Raw genomic sequence first — 16,666 nt, forward strand, 5'->3', positions numbered from 1 at the left:
GAAGATGATCACTGTGACCGAAGCAACCGCTACCGCGGGAGCACTCAAGCGCCTGTCCGACGAGGGCGTCTCCATCTGGCTGGACGACCTGTCGCGACGGCGGATCGAGTCCGGGAACCTCGCCGAACTCATCGCGGACAAGAACGTCGTGGGTGTCACCACGAACCCGTCCATCTTCCAGGCCGCCATCGGCTCCGGAGAGGGCTACGAGGAGCAGCTGACCGACCTCGCGCTGCGGGGCGTCACGGTCGACGAGGCCGTACGGATGCTGACGACGGCCGATGTGCGTGCCGCCGCCGATATCCTGGATTCTGTATACACATCGTCGAACGGCCGTGACGGCCGGGTCTCCATCGAGGTCGACCCCCGCCTCGCCCACAACACTCAGGCGACCATCGCCGAGGCCAAGCAGCTGGCCTGGCTCGTCGACCGCCCCAACGTGATGATCAAGATCCCGGCGACGAAGGCCGGCCTCCCGGCGATCACCGAGGTCATCGGCCTCGGCATCAGCGTCAACGTCACGCTGATCTTCTCGCTGGAGCGCTACCGCGAGGTCATGGACGCCTACCTGGCCGGTCTGGAGAAGGCCGCCGCCAACGGCGTCGACCTCTCCACCATCCACTCCGTGGCCTCCTTCTTCGTCTCCCGCGTCGACTCCGAGATCGACAAGCGGCTGACGGTCCTCGGCGCGGACGGGGCCCTCGCCCTCAAGGGCAAGGCAGCGCTCGCCAACGCCCGGCTCGCCTACGAGGCGTACGAGGAGGTCTTCGCCGGTGAGCGGTTCACCGCTCTCGCCGGCGCCAAGGCCAACAAGCAGCGTCCGCTGTGGGCCTCGACCGGCGTGAAGGACCCGGCGTACAAGGACACGCTGTACGTCGACGAGCTGGTCGCGCCCGGCACGGTCAACACCATGCCGGAGGCGACCCTCGACGCCACCGCCGACCATGGCGAGATCACCGGCGACACCGTCACCGGCGGCTACGCCCAGGCGCGCGCCGACCTGGCCGCCGTGGAGGCTCTCGGGATCTCGTACGACGAGGTCGTGCAGCGGCTGGAGGACGAGGGCGTCGCCAAGTTCGAGGTGGCGTGGAACGACCTGCTGACCGCCGTCGCCAAGTCGCTGGACAGCAAGGGGGTGGACGCGGAATGACCGGGACTCCCGCCGTCGAGACTTCTCCCGCCGAGGCCCTCGCCGCGGCAGCCGAGACCGTCGCGGCCACCGAGGCGACCGCGGCCACCGGTGCTTCCGAGGCTTCCGAGGCTTCCGAGTGGGAGAACCCGCTCCGCCATCCCCAGGACCGTCGGCTCCCCCGTATCGCGGGACCCTCCGGGCTCGTCATCTTCGGTGTCACCGGTGACCTGTCCCGCAAGAAGCTGATGCCGGCCGTGTACGACCTGGCCAACCGCGGCATGCTGCCGCCGGGCTTCTCCCTCGTCGGGTTCGCCCGGCGGGACTGGGAGGACCAGGACTTCGCGCAGGTCGTGCACGACTCGGTGCGCGAGCACGCGCGCACGGAGTTCCGTGAGGAGGTCTGGCAGCAGCTCGCCGAGGGCATGCGGTTCATCCCCGGCGACTTCGACGACGACACCGCCTTCAAGCAACTGCGGTCCGCGGTCGACGAGTTGGACGCCTCCCGGGGCACCAGCGGCAACTACGCCTTCTATCTCTCCGTACCGCCGAAGTTCTTCCCCAAGGTCGTCCAGCAGCTGAAGAAGCACGGACTGGCCAAGGCCCCGGAGGGCTCCTGGCGGCGCGCGGTGATCGAGAAGCCGTTCGGCAGCGACCTGGCCAGCGCGCGCGAGCTCAACGCGCTCGTGCACGACGTGTTCGACCCGGAGCAGGTGTTCCGGATCGACCACTACCTGGGCAAGGAGACCGTCCAGAACATCCTGGCGCTGCGCTTCGCCAACCAGATGTACGAGCCGATCTGGAACCGGTCGTACGTGGACCACGTACAGATCACGATGGCCGAGGACATCGGCATCGGCGGCCGCGCCGGCTACTACGACGGCATCGGCGCCGCCCGTGACGTCATCCAGAACCACCTCCTCCAGCTCATGGCCCTCACCGCCATGGAGGAGCCGATCGCCTTCGACGCCGAGTCGCTGCTCACCGAGAAGCTCAAGGTGCTGAAGTCGGTGCGGCTGCCGGAGAAGATCGGCGAGCACACGGTGCTGGCGCAGTACGCCGAGGGCTGGCAGGGCGGCGCGAAGGTGGCCGGGTACCTCCAGGAGGAGGGCATCGACCCGCAGTCGAAGACCGACACCTACGCGGCCATCAAGCTGGAGGTCGACAACCGGCGCTGGGCGGGCATCCCGTTCTACCTGCGCACGGGCAAGCGGCTGGGCCGCCGGGTCACCGAGATCGCGGTCGTCTTCAAGCGCGCCCCGCACTCCCCCTTCGACTCCACGGCCACCGAGGAGCTCGGGCAGAACGCGATCGTCATCCGCGTCCAGCCGGACGAGGGCATGACGGTGCGGTTCGGCTCCAAGGTGCCGGGCACCTCGATGGAGATCCGGGACGTGTCGATGGACTTCGCCTACGGCGAGTCGTTCACCGAGTCCAGCCCCGAGGCGTACGAGCGGCTCATCCTGGATGTCCTCCTGGGCGACGCCAATCTGTTCCCCCGTCACCAGGAAGTGGAAGAGTCCTGGAAGATCCTCGACCCGATCGAGGCGTACTGGGCACGGCACGGCAGGCCCGCGCAGTACGCCTCGGGCAGCTGGGGACCCGAGGAAGCCGACGAGATGCTCGCACGAGACGGACGGAGCTGGCGAAGGCCATGAAGATCGACCTGACCGACACCACGGCAAGCAAGATCAACAAGGCGCTGGTGCAGGGGCGCCGCGCCATCGGCACCCCCGCCGTGGGCATGGTCCTGACGATGGTCATCGTCACGGACGAGGAGAACGCCTACGACTCGATCAAGGCGGCCGAGGAGGCCTCGCACGAGCACCCCTCGCGCACCCTGGTCGTCATCAAGCGGCACGCCCGCACCCCGCGCGACCGTCAGTCGTCCAAGCTGGACGCCGAGGTCAGGGTGGGCGCCGACGCGGGCACCGGCGAGACCGTCGTGCTGCGGACCTACGGCGAGGTGTCCGACCACGCCGACTCCGTCGTGCTGCCGCTGCTCCTTCCGGACGCGCCGGTCGTGGTGTGGTGGCCGGTGGAGGCCCCGGAGAACCCGGCGAAGGACCCGCTGGGCGCCCTCGCCCAGCGCCGGATCACCGACCTGTACGCCGTGGAGAACCCCCTCGGCGTGCTGGAGGACCGGGTCCGCTCCTACGCTCCCGGCGACACCGACCTCGCCTGGACCCGGCTCACCCCGTGGCGCTCGATGCTGGCCGCCGCCCTCGACCAGGCCCGCGCGAAGATCACCTCGGCGGCCGTGGAGGCCGAGGAGGAGAACCCGGCGGCCGAACTGCTGGCCCGCTGGCTGGAGGCCCGGCTCGGCGTCACCGTCGACCGGGTGGTCACCGACGGACCGGTCGTCACGGCCGTCCGCCTGGGCACCGCGAACGGCGAGATCGTCATCGACCGCCCCGAGGGCCCGCTGGCCACGCTGTCGCTGCCCGGCCAGCCCTCCCGCACCCTCGCGCTGAAGGTCCGCACCACCTCCGAACTCATCGCCGAGGAGCTGCGGCGCCTCGACGCGGACGAGATGTACGCCGTCGCCCTGCGGGGCGAGGCCGGCAAGGAGAACGGCTGATGTCCGACACCCCGAACCTCACCCGGCGGCCCGAGTGGACCGCCCTGGAGGACCACCGTGCCCAAGGGCTCGCGCAGCTGCGGGAGTTGTTCGCGACGGACCCGGGGCGCGCGGAGCGGTACGTCGTACGCGTCGGCGATCTGCGCATCGACTACTCCAAGCACCTGATCACGGACGAGACGCTGGCCCTGCTCCAGGAACTGGCCACCGCCACCGACGTGTTCGGTCTGCGTGACGCCATGTTCCGCGGCGAGAAGATCAACCTCACCGAGGACCGGGCGGTCCTGCACACCGCGCTGCGGGCCCCGGCCGGCGCGGTCGTCGAGGTCGACGGCGAGAACGTCGTGCCGCAGGTGCACGCCGTGCTGGACAAGATGGGCGGCTTCGCGAACCGGGTCCGCTCCGGTGAGTGGACCGGCCACACCGGCCGTCGTATCCGCAATGTCGTCAACATCGGCATCGGCGGCTCCGACCTCGGCCCTGCGATGGCGTACGAGGCGCTGCGCGCGTTCACGGCACGGGAGTTGACCTTCCGGTTCGTCTCCAACGTCGACGGCTCCGACCTCCACGAGGCCGTGCACGACCTGGACCCGGCGGAGACGCTGTTCATCGTCGCCTCCAAGACCTTCACCACGATCGAGACGATCACCAACGCCACCTCGGCGCGCTCCTGGCTGCTCGACGGCCTCGGCGGCGACGAGAAGGCGGTCGCCAAGCACTTCGTCGCGCTGTCGACGAACGGCGGCAAGGTCACCGAGTTCGGTATCGACCCGGACAACATGTTCGAGTTCTGGGACTGGGTCGGCGGCCGCTACTCGTACGACTCGGCGATCGGCCTCTCCCTGATGATCGCCATCGGCCCGGACCGCTTCCGGGAGATGCTCGACGGCTTCCGTATCGTCGACGAGCACTTCCGCAGCGCCCCCGCCGAGGACAACGCCCCTCTGCTCCTTGGCCTGTTGGGCATCTGGTACGGCAACTTCCTGGGCGCCCAGTCGCACGCGGTGCTGCCGTACAGCCACTACCTGTCGAAGTTCACCGCGTATCTCCAGCAGCTCGACATGGAGTCCAACGGCAAGTCGGTGCAGCGCGACGGCCGGCCCGTCGACTGGCAGACCGGACCGGTGGTGTGGGGCACGCCCGGTACCAACGGGCAGCACGCGTACTACCAGTTGATCCACCAGGGCACCAAGCTGATCCCGGCGGACTTCATCGGCTTCGCCAAGCCCGTGGACGAGCTGAGCGACGAACTCAAGGCGCAGCACGACCTGTTGATGGCCAACCTGTTCGCGCAGGGGCAGGCGCTCGCGTTCGGCAAGACGCCGGACGAGGTACGGGCCGAGGGTGTCCCCGAGGAACTGGTCGCCCACAAGACGTTCCAGGGCAACCACCCCACCACGACGATCCTGGCGAAGGAACTGACCCCGTCGGTCCTCGGTCAGCTGATCGCGCTGTACGAGCACAAGGTGTTCGTCCAGGGCGCCGTCTGGAACATCGACTCCTTCGACCAGTGGGGTGTCGAGCTGGGCAAGGTGCTCGCCAAGCGGGTCGAGCCCGCCCTCACCGAAGGCGCCGAGGTACCCGGCCTCGACGCTTCCACCGCCGCCCTCGTGGCCGCTTATCGTGAACTGAAGGAAGTGCACTGACATGCAGCTCGGACTCATCGGCCTCGGCAAGATGGGCGGCAACATGCGCGAGCGGATCCGCCGCGCTGGGCACACCGTCATCGGCTACGACCGCAACCCCGAGGTCTCGGACGTGGCGAGCCTTTCCGAGCTCGTCGACAAGCTCGAAGGCCCGCGCGTCGTCTGGGTGATGGTCCCGGCCGGCGCCCCGACCCAGTCCGTCGTCGACGAGCTCGGCGACCTCCTCTCCCCCGGCGACACGGTCGTCGACGGCGGCAACTCCCGCTGGACGGACGACGAGAAGCACGCCGGGGAGCTCGCGGCCAAGGGCATCGGGTTCGTCGACGCCGGTGTCTCGGGCGGTGTGTGGGGCCTTCAGAACGGCTACGCGCTCATGGTCGGCGGCGACGCCGAGCACGTCGCGAAGGTGCAGCCGGTCTTCGACGCGCTCAAGCCCGAGGGCGACTTCGGCTTCGTCCACGCGGGCAAGGTGGGCGCCGGGCACTTCGCGAAGATGGTCCACAACGGCATCGAGTACGCGATGATGCAGGCCTACGCCGAGGGCTGGGAGCTGCTGGAGAAGGTCGACTCCGTCACGGACGTCCGTGAGGTGTTCCGGTCCTGGCAGGAGGGGACGGTCATCCGTTCCTGGCTGCTGGACCTCGCGGTCAACGCCCTGGGCGAGGACGAGCACCTGGACAAGCTGCGCGGTTACGCGGAGGACTCCGGCGAGGGCCGCTGGACCGTCGAGGCGGCCATCGACAACGCGGTACCGCTCCCGGCGATCACCGCGTCCCTGTTCGCGCGGTTCGCGTCCCGTCAGGACGACTCGCCGCAGATGAAGATGATCGCGGCGCTGCGCAACCAGTTCGGCGGCCACGCCGTCGAGTCGAAGGAGTAGCGCACCGTGGGGGATCTCCTGCTGGTCCGCCACGGGGAGACGGAGTGGAGCGTGTCGGGCCAGCACACCAGCTGGACCGACCTGCCCCTCACCGCACACGGCGAGGAACAGGCCAAGTCCCTCTCCCCGCTCCTCTCCGGACGGACCTTCGCTCTCGCGCTCAGCAGTCCGCTGGGCCGCGCGATACGCACCGCCGAACTCGCCGGTCTGTCAGGGGTGTTGCCCTATGACGACCTGCACGAGTGGGACTACGGCGCCTACGAGGGCGTCACCACCGTCGACATCCACCGCACCCGGCCCGACTGGTACCTGTGGACCGACGGCGTACCGCCCGGCCCCGAGGGCCACCCCGGCGAGTCACCCTCCGAGGTCGGGGCGCGCGCCGACCGGGTACTGGCCCGGGTGGACGCGGCCCTCCCGGACGGGGACGTGGTCCTCGTGGCGCACGCCCACTTCCTGCGGGTGCTGACGGCTCGTCGGCTGGGCCTGCCGGCGGCGGACGGCCGCCTGTTCCAACTGGCGACGGCCACGGTGAGCCGGTTGTCCACGGAACACGGCCGCCCGGTCATCGCCGAGTGGAACACCCGACCGTAGCGGTCGGACGACGGCCCGGGTCACCACGTGGTGGCCCGGGCCGTCGTCGTCGCCGGGCGACTAAGGCCGCATGGTGATCAACGACGCCACCATCGCAGCGTCAGTCGACCTCAACGACGCCCGGCTGGAGAACCCTGGCGGCACGGCGATTGACGCCGAGGCTCTCTCGGTGAACTCCGACGTGCACGCCCGCCGCCTCACCGCCCTCGGCCGCGTCGACCTCCGTGGCATCCGCGTCCCCGGCCTCCTCGATCTGTCGCACACAAGACTGTCGAACCCCGGCCACACCGCCCTGCAGGCCAGCAGCTCCGCGATCGGGGAGTTGTGGCTCAACGGGGCCGAACCGCTGGACGGTTCGATCAATCTGCGCCGCGCCCAGATCGAGCACCTGCGCATGGCACCGGAGACCCTGCCCTCCGTCGTGCGGCTGAACGGCCTGACCTACAGCACGCTGTCTCCGCACGTGCCCGCCGAGCGCATGCTGCCCGTGCTGGAACGGGACGTGGACGGCTATGTCCCGTACGCCTACGAGCAGTTGACCGCCGCCTACCTGCGCGTCGGCGACGACTACGCCGCCCGTCAGGTCCAACTGGCCAAGCAGCGCAGGCTCAGACGCACCCGTGCCTGGCACGGCCGCCTGTGGGGCTACCTCCAGGACGTCACCGTCGGCTACGGCTTCCGCCCGCTGCGCGCCTGCGCCTGGCTGCTCTCCCTGCTGGCCGTCGGCTCCCTCGTGTTCGCCCTCCACGAGCCGCCCCCGCTGAAGGCCTCCGAACACCCGGACTTCAACCCGGTGTTCTTCACCCTGGACCTGCTCCTGCCGGTGATCTCCTTCGGGCAGGAGGGCGCGTTCGCCCCGAAGGGCGGGTACCAGGCGCTCGCCTACACCCTGGTGATCACCGGCTGGATCCTGGCGACGACGGTGGTGACCGGTGTGACCCGGGCGGTCAGCCGCCAGTGACCCCGTGCTGCGCGGCCAGCCGCACCGGCGCGTTCTGGGCGCCGTAGCCGCGGTAGCCGTCGCGCTGGACGAGTTCGAAGAAGACGCGGCCGACGGTGCGGGTGTAGCAGTGGCGGAAGGTTCCGTACGCGTCCCGGTCGTAGAGGATGCCGAGCTCGCGGTACGTCTCCAGCTCGCCGTCGGCGAAGTCGAAGCGGGCGGCGAGGTCGTCGTAGTAGTTCGCGGGGATCGGCAGGACGCGACCGCCCGCGTCCCGGAAGCGGCGTACCGCGGTGACGACGTCGTCCGTGGCGAACGCGATGTGCTGGGCGTGCACCGTGTCGTCCGTGGGTGCCGCGCCGACGCTCAGCGCGATCCGGACGCTGCCGTCCGGGTTCGTCACCGCCCGGCTGCGCATCAGCCCGTACGGGTCGGCGACGTCCACGCTCTCCTGCGCGTGCAGCCCGAGCACGCTGCGGTGGAACAGCGCCGCCTCGTCGAACTGGTGCCAGGGCTGGACGAGCGCCAGATGGTCGATGCGCCGCACGCCCGCCGCACCCGGCGGGTGTGCGACGTCCTCGAAGTCGGCCCGCCAGTTGGGCAGTTCGGGACGGCCGGTCGCGCAGAAGAAGAGTTCGGTGCCGTCGGGCGCCGCGACGGCGTCCAGCGGGGCGTCCTCGGCGGCGCGCCGGCGCGGCAGCACGGGGGCCAGGAGGGACTCCGCGCGACGGGCCGCGCCCGCCGGGTCCGGTGACTCCAGTCCGATCGCGGCGAGGCCCGTGCCGTCGCGGCGGCCGGCCGGGCCGGTGTTGACGAGCAGTCGTGCCTCGCCCTGCTGCCACAGGTCCACCGGCTTGGTGCGATGGCGTGCCGTGCGGGCGAAGCCCAGCGCACCGAGCACCGCCGTGACCGGCCCGGCGTCGGGGGTGACCAGCTCGGCGAACGCCACGCCGGTGGGGACGACGGGCTCGGGCAGGGGTGCGACGCCGACCGTCTCCTGGAGCGCCAGCAGCGAGCGGTGCGCGTCCACGGCCGTCGGTCCGGCCTCGGCCTGGCGGTAGACGTCGTTGAAGACTTCGAGGGAGAGCGGGCCGTTGTAGCCGGTATGCAATACACGGCGTACAAGATCCGCCACATCGAATCCACCCTGCCCGGGGAAGCAGCGGTAGTGGCGGCTCCACTGCAGGACGTCCATCGCCAGCAGCGGGGCGTCGGCGAGCTGGAGGAAGAAGATCTTCTCGCCGGGGATGTCCTCGATGCCCTTGGGGTCCGAACCCCGGGAGAGGATGTGGAAGCTGTCCAGGCAGGTGCCGAGCGCCGGGTGGTCGGCCGCGCGGACGATCTGCCAGGCGTGGTCGTACGTGCTCACGTGCCGGCCCCAGGCCAGTGCCTCGTAGGCGACCTTGATCCCGAACTCCTGGGCCAGGTCGGCCAGTCGGCCCAGCTGATCGGCGGCGAGGGCGTCGTCGTCCACCGTGAGGGGGTGGACGCTGGAGCAGACGAGGACCGTGTCGGTGCCGAGCCGGCCCATCAGCTCGAACTTGTGCCGGGCCCGGCGCAGATTGGCCGCGAACTGCTCCTCGGGCACTGCCTCCATGTCCCGCATCGGCTGGTAGAGGTCGATGCTCAGCCCGAGGTCGGCGCAGCGGCTGCGGATCTCCTCGGGGGTGAGGGGGCTGGCGAGGAGGTCGTTCTCGAAGATCTCCACGCCGTCGAAGCCGGCCCGGGAGGCGGCCGTGAGCTTCTCGGTGAGGGATCCGCTGAGGGAGACGGTGGCGATGGACGTACGCACGTCGGTACCTCTCTCTACTTCGGGGTTCCCACGGCACCGGCCAGCTCGGCGATGTCCGCGAGCATGCGAGCGCTGTCGGGCTCACGCCCGGTGAAGAGACGGAAGGCGTCCACGGCCTGGAAGACGGCCATCCCGCCCCCGTCCAGAGTGGCGCAGCCGAGCGCGCGGGCGGTGCCCAGGAGTTCCGTCTCCAGCGGGCGGTAGACGACCTCGGCGATCCACAGGCCGGGGTGCAGGAGTTCGGCGGCGAAGGGGAGACCCGGGTGGGCGGCCATGCCGGTGGGGGTGGCATGGACGATTCCGTCGGCGCTCGCGAGCAGCTCCGGCAGCCGGTCGGGGGTCGCGTGGGTAGCGCGGCCGTCGCCGAAGTGGCGGTTCAGTGAGGCGGCGAGGTCGGCGGCCCGGTCGGCCAGCGCGTCCACGACCGTGACCTGCCCCGCGCCGAGGGTGAGCGTGGCGTGTGCGACGGCCGCGCCCGCGCCGCCCGCGCCCAGCTGGACGACCTTCTCCAGCGGTACGTCGGGCAGGCCGCGGGCGAAGGAGGCGGCGAAGCCGGTCACGTCGGTGTTGTGGCCGACGGCCCGGCCGTCCTCGAAGACGACGGTGTTGACCGCGCCGAGCGCCTCGGCCTGCGGGGAGAGCGCGTCGAGGTGCTCGATGACGAGCTGCTTGCAGGGGTGCGTGATGTTGAGCCCGTCGAAGCCCGTGTCCCGCGCCGACCGCAGCAGATCGCCGACCGCCTCCGGACCGACGCCGAGGACGTCGATGTCGATGAGCCGGTACAGATAGCGCAGACCCTGGCGGTCGGCCTCCCGCTCGTGCAGGGCCGGGCTGAGCGAGGGGCCGATGCCCGCACCGATCAGTCCGACGAGATACGAGTCCTTGGCCACGGCGGACCTCCTGAGCGGCTCACTAATGTACGAACTAGTGAGTTAGTCATAGCACCCGGAAACCGCGCTTGGGAAGCCCTGACCCCTCCCGTGCGGCAGGTGGGCTTCTAGAATCGCGGCACTGGCCGCACACCCGAAGGAACTCGATGACCAGCGTCGAAGAACCGGCACGACCCAACGGGCGCACCCGTGACGCCGCGCGCACCAAGGCCGAGATCCTGGACGTCGCGACCCGCGAGTTCGCCCGGGTCGGCTTCGCGGGGGCCAGGGTCGACGACATCGCCGCCCGCACCAGCACCACGAAGCGGATGATCTATTACTACTTCGGCGGCAAGGAGCAGCTGTTCACGGCCGTCCTGGAGCGGGCGTACGGCGTGATCCGCGAGGCCGAGCAGGAGCTGGACGTCGAGCATCTGGACCCGGTCGCGGCCATCCGCAAGCTCGCCGAGGTCACCTTCGACCACCACGAGCAGCACCCCGACTTCATCCGCCTGGTCAGCATCGAGAACATCCACGAGGCCGAGCACATCGCCGCCTCCGAGAAGCTCGGCAAGATCAGTTCGCCCGCTCTGGACGTGATCCGCCGGATCCTGGAGTCGGGCCAGAAGTCCGGCCTGTTCACGGCCGACGTGGACGCCGTCGACCTGCACGCGATGATCAGCTCGTTCTGCTTCTTCCGGGTCGCCAACCGGCACACCTTCGGTGCCCTGTTCGGCCGCGACCTCGTCGACCCCGCGCAGCGCGAGCACTACCGGAACATGCTGGGCGACATGGTGATCGCGTACCTGACCGCGGAGCGCATCGCGGACTGAAGATCCTTTGGCACGACCTCTTGACACGCGGGAAACGCGGGCGCAACATCCCTACCCAAGCGCTACTAACTACCTAGTGGGTTAATTAACCGCAGCCCCGAGGACCCCAGCGCGGCCGACCCAGCACCCCAGGGCTCAGGCACTTCTCCCCCGCCGCTCACTCCGCATACGTTGGAGTTCCCTCGAAGGAGCACGCTCGTGTCCGTCCCCGCCGAAGCCGTCGGGCAGCCGAAAAAGGCGGCCACTGCCGCCTGGATCGGCAGCGCGCTGGAGTACTACGACTTCTTCATCTACGGCAGCGCGGCCGCGCTGATCTTCCCGGAGATCTTCTTCGACAAGTCCGACCCGGCCACCGCGACCCTGCTCTCGCTGGCCACGTTCGGTGTGGCCTACGCGGCCCGGCCGATCGGCGCGCTCTTCCTGGGCCACTTCGGTGACAAGGTCGGCCGCAAGAAGGTCATGGTCTTCACCCTGATCCTGATGGGTCTGTCGACCTTCCTCATCGGCTGTCTGCCCACCCGCGACCAGGTCGGCACGCTCGCACCGGTCCTGCTGGTGCTGTGCCGGATCCTCCAGGGCATCTCCGCGGCCGGTGAGCAGGCGAGCGCCAACTCCATGACGCTCGAACACGCGCCGTCGAACCGGCGCGGCTTCTTCACCAGCTTCACCCTCAGCGGCACCCAGGGCGGCCAGCTGCTCGCCACGCTGGCCTTCATCCCGATCGCCGCGCTCCCCGAGGACCAGCTGCTGTCCTGGGGCTGGCGGATCCCGTTCTTCCTGAGCATCGCGGTCGCCGTCGTCGGCTACGTCATCCGCCGCAAGCTGGAGGAGACCCCGGCCTTCGAGCAGCAGACCGCCTCCGAGGGTGTCGTGAAGATGCCGCTCGCGTTCCTGGCCCGCAACCACTGGGCGGACGTCCTGCGGGTGATCGCGGGTGCGCTGATCGCCTCGGTCTCGACGATCTTCACGGTCTGGGCGCTGGCGTACGCCACCAGCGACTCGGTGGGCATGAGCCGTTCCTCGATGCTGTGGGTGGGCGCGCTGGCCAACCTGGTCGCGCTCGGCGCGATCCCGGCGTGGGCCACGCTCTCGGACCGCATCGGCCGCCGCCCGGTCTATCTGATCGGCGCCGCGGGCAGCGCGGTCATGATGTTCCTGTACCTCTGGGCGATCTCCACGGGCAACTACCCGCTGACCCTGCTGCTGGGCATCGTCACCTTCGGTGTCGTCTACAGCGCCGCGAACGGGGTGTGGCCCTCCTTCTACGGCGAGATGTTCTCGACCCGCGTCCGCCTGTCCGGCATGGCGATCGGCACCCAGATCGGCTTCGCCGTCGCCGGCTTCGCGGTCACCTTCGCCGCACAGATCGCCGGTCCCGACGGCAGCGACTGGTCGGCGGTCGCCTTCTTCACCGCCGCCCTGTGCGTCCCGCCGGTCATCGCCGCCCTCACGGCCCGCGAGACCCACAAGATCCCGACGGAGCGGCTCGGCGAGCGCACGCCGAAGCAGGCGGCGGAGCGGGAGACCGTGACCGCCTGATCCCTCCGCCAGGACTCCCGAGTCCCCGGACGCCGTAAGGGCTCCGGGGACTCCGGTATGCCGGTGAGCGGGGTGCCGCTCGGGCACGCCGACGACGTGGGACGGAAGGGTGCCCGGGTCGGCGCGCCTCGGCACCACAGGTCGTTCGACAGCTCCGGCCCGCACCAGCCGTAGCCCTCCTCCGACTCCGCCACGACCAGACCGCCACCGGCCCGTCAGTTTTCGAGAAGCGCCCGTCCCGGGACCGCGCCTAGCGTGAGGGGCATGGACCTCACCCTTCACGCGAGCTTCCTCCCGCAGGACGACCCGGACGCCGCGCTGGCCTTCTACCGTGATCTCCTCGGTTTCGAGGTGCGCGGCGATGTCGGCAAGGGCTCGATGCGCTGGATCACGGTCGGTCCCGTCGGTCAGCCCGACACGTCGGTCGTCCTGCACCCGCCCGGCGTCGATGCCGACCTCACCGAGGACGAGCACCGCACGATCTTCGCGATGATGGCCAAGGGCACGTACGCGAGCGTCGTCCTGGCCACCGCCGACCTCGACGCCGTGTTCGACCGGTTGCAGGCGAGCGCCGATGTGGTCCAGGAGCCGATCAAGCAGCCGTGGGGCGTGCGTGACTGCGCCTTCCGTGACCCCGCGGGCAATCTGGTCCGTATCCAGGAACGGAACTGAACGGACTCGAAACGACGCGGAACGCTTGGTTCCCGCAGCAGAATCAGCCTCTCATGCTCGGAGCCGGTGAGATCGAGCCGAACGATGGAGAACAGTCAGCATGGCCACCAAGAGGACGACCCCCCAGCCGCCCGCGTCGCACCCCGCCGACAGCCACGATCTGATCCGCGTGCACGGCGCGCGCGAGAACAATCTCAAGGACGTCAGCATCGAGATCCCCAAACGCAGGCTGACGGTGTTCACCGGCGTCTCCGGGTCGGGCAAGAGCTCGCTGGTGTTCGACACCATCGCCGCGGAGTCGCAGCGGCTGATCAACGAGACGTACAGCGCCTTCGTCCAGGGCTTCATGCCGACGCTGGCGCGGCCCGAGGTCGACGTCCTGGACGGGCTGACGACCGCGATCATCGTCGACCAGGAGCGGATGGGCGCCAACGCCCGCTCGACCGTCGGCACGGTCACCGATGTCAACGCGATGCTGCGCATCCTCTTCAGCCGGCTCGGCAAGCCGCACATCGGCCCGCCCAACGCGTACTCGTTCAACGTGCCCTCGGTGTCGGCGAGCGGTGCGATCACCGTGGAGCGCGGCGGCAAGACCAAGGCGGAGAAGGCGACCTTCCACCGGCTGGGCGGCATGTGTCCGCGCTGCGAGGGCATGGGCTCGGTCAGTGACTTCGACCTGTCGGCGCTGTACGACGACAGTCTCTCGCTCAACGAGGGCGCGCTGACGATCCCCGGCTACAGCATGGACGGCTGGTACGGCCGTATCTACCGGGGCTGCGGCTTCTTCGACCCGGACAAGCCGATCCGCAGGTACAACAAGCGCGAACTGCACGACCTGCTCCACAAGGAGCCGACCAAGATCAAGGTCGAGGGGATCAACCTGACGTACGAAGGGCTGATCCCGAAGATCCAGAAGTCCTTCCTGTCGAAGGACGTCGACGCCCTCCAGCCGCACATCCGTGCCTTCGTGGAGCGCGCGGTGACCTTCCAGACCTGTCCCGAGTGCGACGGCACCCGGCTCAGCGCGGAGGCCAGGGCGTCGAAGATCAAGCGGAAGAACATCGCCGACGTCTGCGCGATGCAGATCGACGATCTGGCCGACTGGGTCCGGGAGTTGAAGGAGCCGTCGGTGGCTCCGCTACTGGCCGCGCTGGGGCATTCGCTGGACTCGTTCGTCGAGATCGGGCTCGGCTATCTCAGCCTCGACCGCCCCTCGGGCACCCTGTCCGGCGGTGAGGCGCAGCGCACCAAGATGATCCGCCACCTCGGGTCCTCGCTCACCGATGTGACGTACGTCTTCGACGAGCCGACGATCGGTCTGCACCCGCACGACATCCGCCGGATGAACGAACTGCTGCTGCAACTGCGCGACAAGGGCAACACCGTGCTGGTCGTGGAGCACAAGCCGGAGGCGATCGAGATCGCCGACCATGTCGTGGACCTCGGTCCGCGCGCCGGCACCGCGGGCGGCGAGGTGGTCTTCGAGGGCACCGTCGAGGGGCTGCGGTCCAGCGACACGCTCACCGGACGGCACCTGGACGACCGGGCCTCGCTGAAGCCCTCGGTGCGGGAGCCGTCGGGGGTGCTGGAGGTGCGCGGCGCGGGCACGAACAACCTCCGGGACGTCGACGTCGACATCCCGCTGGGCGCGCTGGTCGTCGTCACCGGGGTCGCCGGTTCCGGCAAGAGCTCGCTGATCCATGGCTCGGTGTCCGGGCAGGACGGTGTGGTCACGGTCGACCAGACGGGGATCCGCGGCTCGCGGCGCAGCAACCCGGCGACGTACACCGGGCTGTTGGAGCCGATCCGCAAGGCGTTCGCCAAGGCCAACGGGGTGAAGCCGGCCCTGTTCTCCGCCAACTCCGAGGGCGCCTGCCCCACTTGCAACGGCGCGGGCGTCATCTACACGGACCTGGCCATGATGGCCGGGGTGGCGTCCACGTGCGAGGAGTGCGAGGGGAAGCGGTTCCAGGCGGCCGTGCTGGAGTACCACCTCGGCGGCCGGGACATCAGCGAGGTGCTCGCGATGCCGGTGTCCGAGGCGGAGGAGTTCTTCGGCGCGGGCGAGGCCCGTACGCCGGCCGCGCACAAGATCCTGGAGCGGCTCGCGGACGTCGGGCTGGGCTACCTCACCCTCGGCCAGCCGCTGACCACCCTCTCCGGCGGTGAGCGGCAGCGGCTGAAGCTGGCCACGCACATGGGCGAGAAGGGCGGGGTCTACATCCTCGACGAGCCGACGACCGGACTCCATCTCGCCGACGTGGAGCAGCTGTTGGGCCTGCTGGACCGGCTGGTCGACTCCGGCAAGTCCGTCATCGTCATCGAGCACCACCAGGCGGTCATGGCCCACGCCGACTGGATCATCGACCTCGGCCCCGGCGCCGGCCACGACGGCGGCCGCATCGTCTTCGAGGGCACCCCGACAGAGCTGGTCGCGGACCGCTCCACGCTCACGGGCCAGCATCTCGCGGAGTATGTCGGGGCCTGACCGGGCCCACGAGTGAGGACCGGCCCGCTTCGAACCGGGCCGGTCCCGCCACGAGCGGGTCCCGTCGCCCTACGAGTTGGACCACGCCCGCTCGCACAGCACCAGCCGGTATCCGTCCGGGTCCTCGATCGTCACGCCCCACTCGTTCCAGTAGGGGTTGGGCGAGGGGACCCGCTTGCCGCCGTGCTGTTCGAGTCGGGTGACCAGGTCCTGGGGCACGGGACCGTCGACGTAGACGACCAGGAGGTCCTCCTCGGTGGGCCGGGGTGCGACGGGATGCGCGGGCTCGTGGACGAGTTCCAGGTGCCAGTGGGCGTCGGGCCAGCCGAGCATGAGCAGGTCGTGGTGGCCCGGTTCGGTGCCGCCCTGGGCCCGCCATACGACGGCCAGGCCGAGCCCGTCGGCCCAGAATCGCTCGGCCGCGGCGAGGTCGCGGGACGGGCGGGCGATACGGATGTGGCTGCGGCCGTCGACCGGCATCGTGACCTCTTCCTGAGCTGCGGCTTCTCCTCCGCCAGCCTAGGCACCGCGTGATCGCGAAACCATCGGTCGTCCGCCCTGCGCCCCGGGTCCTAGGACCGTGCGAACCGCTCCACCCCGTTGACAGTTGACGTTTTCGGCAAGAACATCGGCCGGAACGAGCAGAAAAGAACAGACTCTCGTCACGCGCAGCCGGTCCGGGGGGAGGGCTCCGCGCGTACCG

13 protein-coding genes and 1 pseudogene are annotated in these 16,666 nt (G+C 69.9%); 11 read left to right on the forward strand and 3 right to left on the reverse strand.

Annotated features, from left to right (window positions below; genetic code table 11):
* The first annotated feature begins 4 nt into the window (after positions 1-4).
* The 7 genes and pseudogenes from tal to ACFY0U_RS19570 all read left to right on the forward strand — a co-directional run.
* Positions 5-1,150, forward strand: a complete 1,146-nt coding sequence (gene tal / locus ACFY0U_RS19540) for a transaldolase (RefSeq protein ID WP_388636987.1) — start codon at positions 5-7, stop codon at positions 1,148-1,150.
* On the forward strand, positions 1,147-2,787 hold the full coding sequence (zwf, locus tag ACFY0U_RS19545) for a glucose-6-phosphate dehydrogenase (protein ID WP_388636990.1): 1,641 nt from the start codon (positions 1,147-1,149) through the stop codon (positions 2,785-2,787). The genes tal and zwf overlap by 4 nt, the downstream gene beginning before the upstream one ends.
* Positions 2,784-3,710, forward strand: a complete 927-nt coding sequence (gene opcA, locus ACFY0U_RS19550) for a glucose-6-phosphate dehydrogenase assembly protein OpcA (RefSeq protein ID WP_388636993.1) — start codon at positions 2,784-2,786, stop codon at positions 3,708-3,710. Before zwf ends, opcA begins: the two co-directional genes overlap by 4 nt.
* Entirely contained in the window at positions 3,710-5,356 is a 1,647-nt protein-coding gene (gene pgi / locus ACFY0U_RS19555) for a glucose-6-phosphate isomerase (RefSeq protein WP_388636996.1), read from the forward strand. The genes opcA and pgi overlap by 1 nt, the downstream gene beginning before the upstream one ends.
* A 1-nt stretch (position 5,357) precedes the next feature.
* The gene (gene gnd, locus ACFY0U_RS19560; protein ID WP_388636999.1) at positions 5,358-6,236 is read left to right on the forward strand and encodes a phosphogluconate dehydrogenase (NAD(+)-dependent, decarboxylating); all 879 of its coding nucleotides are present in this window, start codon (positions 5,358-5,360) and stop codon (positions 6,234-6,236) included.
* A gap of 6 nt (positions 6,237-6,242) precedes the next feature.
* A complete protein-coding gene (locus tag ACFY0U_RS19565; protein ID WP_388637002.1) occupies positions 6,243-6,830 on the forward strand; it encodes a histidine phosphatase family protein in 588 nt (195 codons plus the stop codon).
* Positions 6,831-6,894: 64 nt separating this feature from the next.
* Positions 6,895-7,791 (forward strand): annotated as a pseudogene (locus ACFY0U_RS19570) (membrane-associated oxidoreductase); the annotation flags it as partial.
* On the opposite strand, the gene ACFY0U_RS19575 reads toward ACFY0U_RS19570, so the two are convergent.
* Positions 7,778-9,562, reverse strand: coding sequence for a bifunctional sugar phosphate isomerase/epimerase/4-hydroxyphenylpyruvate dioxygenase family protein (locus tag ACFY0U_RS19575; protein WP_388637005.1), 1,785 nt, complete (start codon positions 9,560-9,562; stop codon positions 7,778-7,780). The pseudogene ACFY0U_RS19570 and the gene ACFY0U_RS19575 sit on opposite strands and share 14 nt — an antisense overlap.
* A gap of 14 nt (positions 9,563-9,576) precedes the next feature.
* Complete coding sequence (locus ACFY0U_RS19580) at positions 9,577-10,452, reverse strand: shikimate dehydrogenase (protein ID WP_388637008.1); 876 nt, start codon at positions 10,450-10,452, stop codon at positions 9,577-9,579.
* Between the two features lie 146 nt (positions 10,453-10,598).
* On the opposite strand from ACFY0U_RS19580, the gene ACFY0U_RS19585 reads away from it, so the two are divergent.
* From ACFY0U_RS19585 to ACFY0U_RS19600, 4 genes are all read left to right on the forward strand, one after another.
* Complete coding sequence (locus tag ACFY0U_RS19585) at positions 10,599-11,264, forward strand: TetR/AcrR family transcriptional regulator (protein ID WP_388637010.1); 666 nt, start codon at positions 10,599-10,601, stop codon at positions 11,262-11,264.
* 198 nt (positions 11,265-11,462) lie between these two features.
* Entirely contained in the window at positions 11,463-12,803 is a 1,341-nt protein-coding gene (locus ACFY0U_RS19590) for an MFS transporter (RefSeq protein ID WP_388637013.1), read from the forward strand.
* A 264-nt stretch (positions 12,804-13,067) separates the two neighbouring features.
* Positions 13,068-13,475, forward strand: a complete 408-nt coding sequence (locus ACFY0U_RS19595; RefSeq protein WP_388637016.1) for a VOC family protein — start codon at positions 13,068-13,070, stop codon at positions 13,473-13,475.
* A 100-nt stretch (positions 13,476-13,575) separates the two neighbouring features.
* On the forward strand, positions 13,576-15,963 hold the full coding sequence (locus tag ACFY0U_RS19600; RefSeq protein WP_388637019.1) for an ATP-binding cassette domain-containing protein: 2,388 nt from the start codon (positions 13,576-13,578) through the stop codon (positions 15,961-15,963).
* A gap of 69 nt (positions 15,964-16,032) precedes the next feature.
* Here ACFY0U_RS19600 and ACFY0U_RS19605 read toward each other — a convergent pair whose 3' ends face one another.
* Positions 16,033-16,443 carry a VOC family protein gene (locus tag ACFY0U_RS19605; protein ID WP_388637022.1) on the reverse strand — a complete coding sequence of 137 codons (411 nt, stop codon included), beginning with the start codon at positions 16,441-16,443 and terminating at the stop codon, positions 16,033-16,035.
* Between the last annotated feature and the right edge of the window lie 223 nt (positions 16,444-16,666).

The sequence above is a fragment of the Streptomyces sp. NPDC001536 genome (assembly GCF_042894505.1).
Taxonomy (GTDB): domain Bacteria; phylum Actinomycetota; class Actinomycetes; order Streptomycetales; family Streptomycetaceae; genus Streptomyces.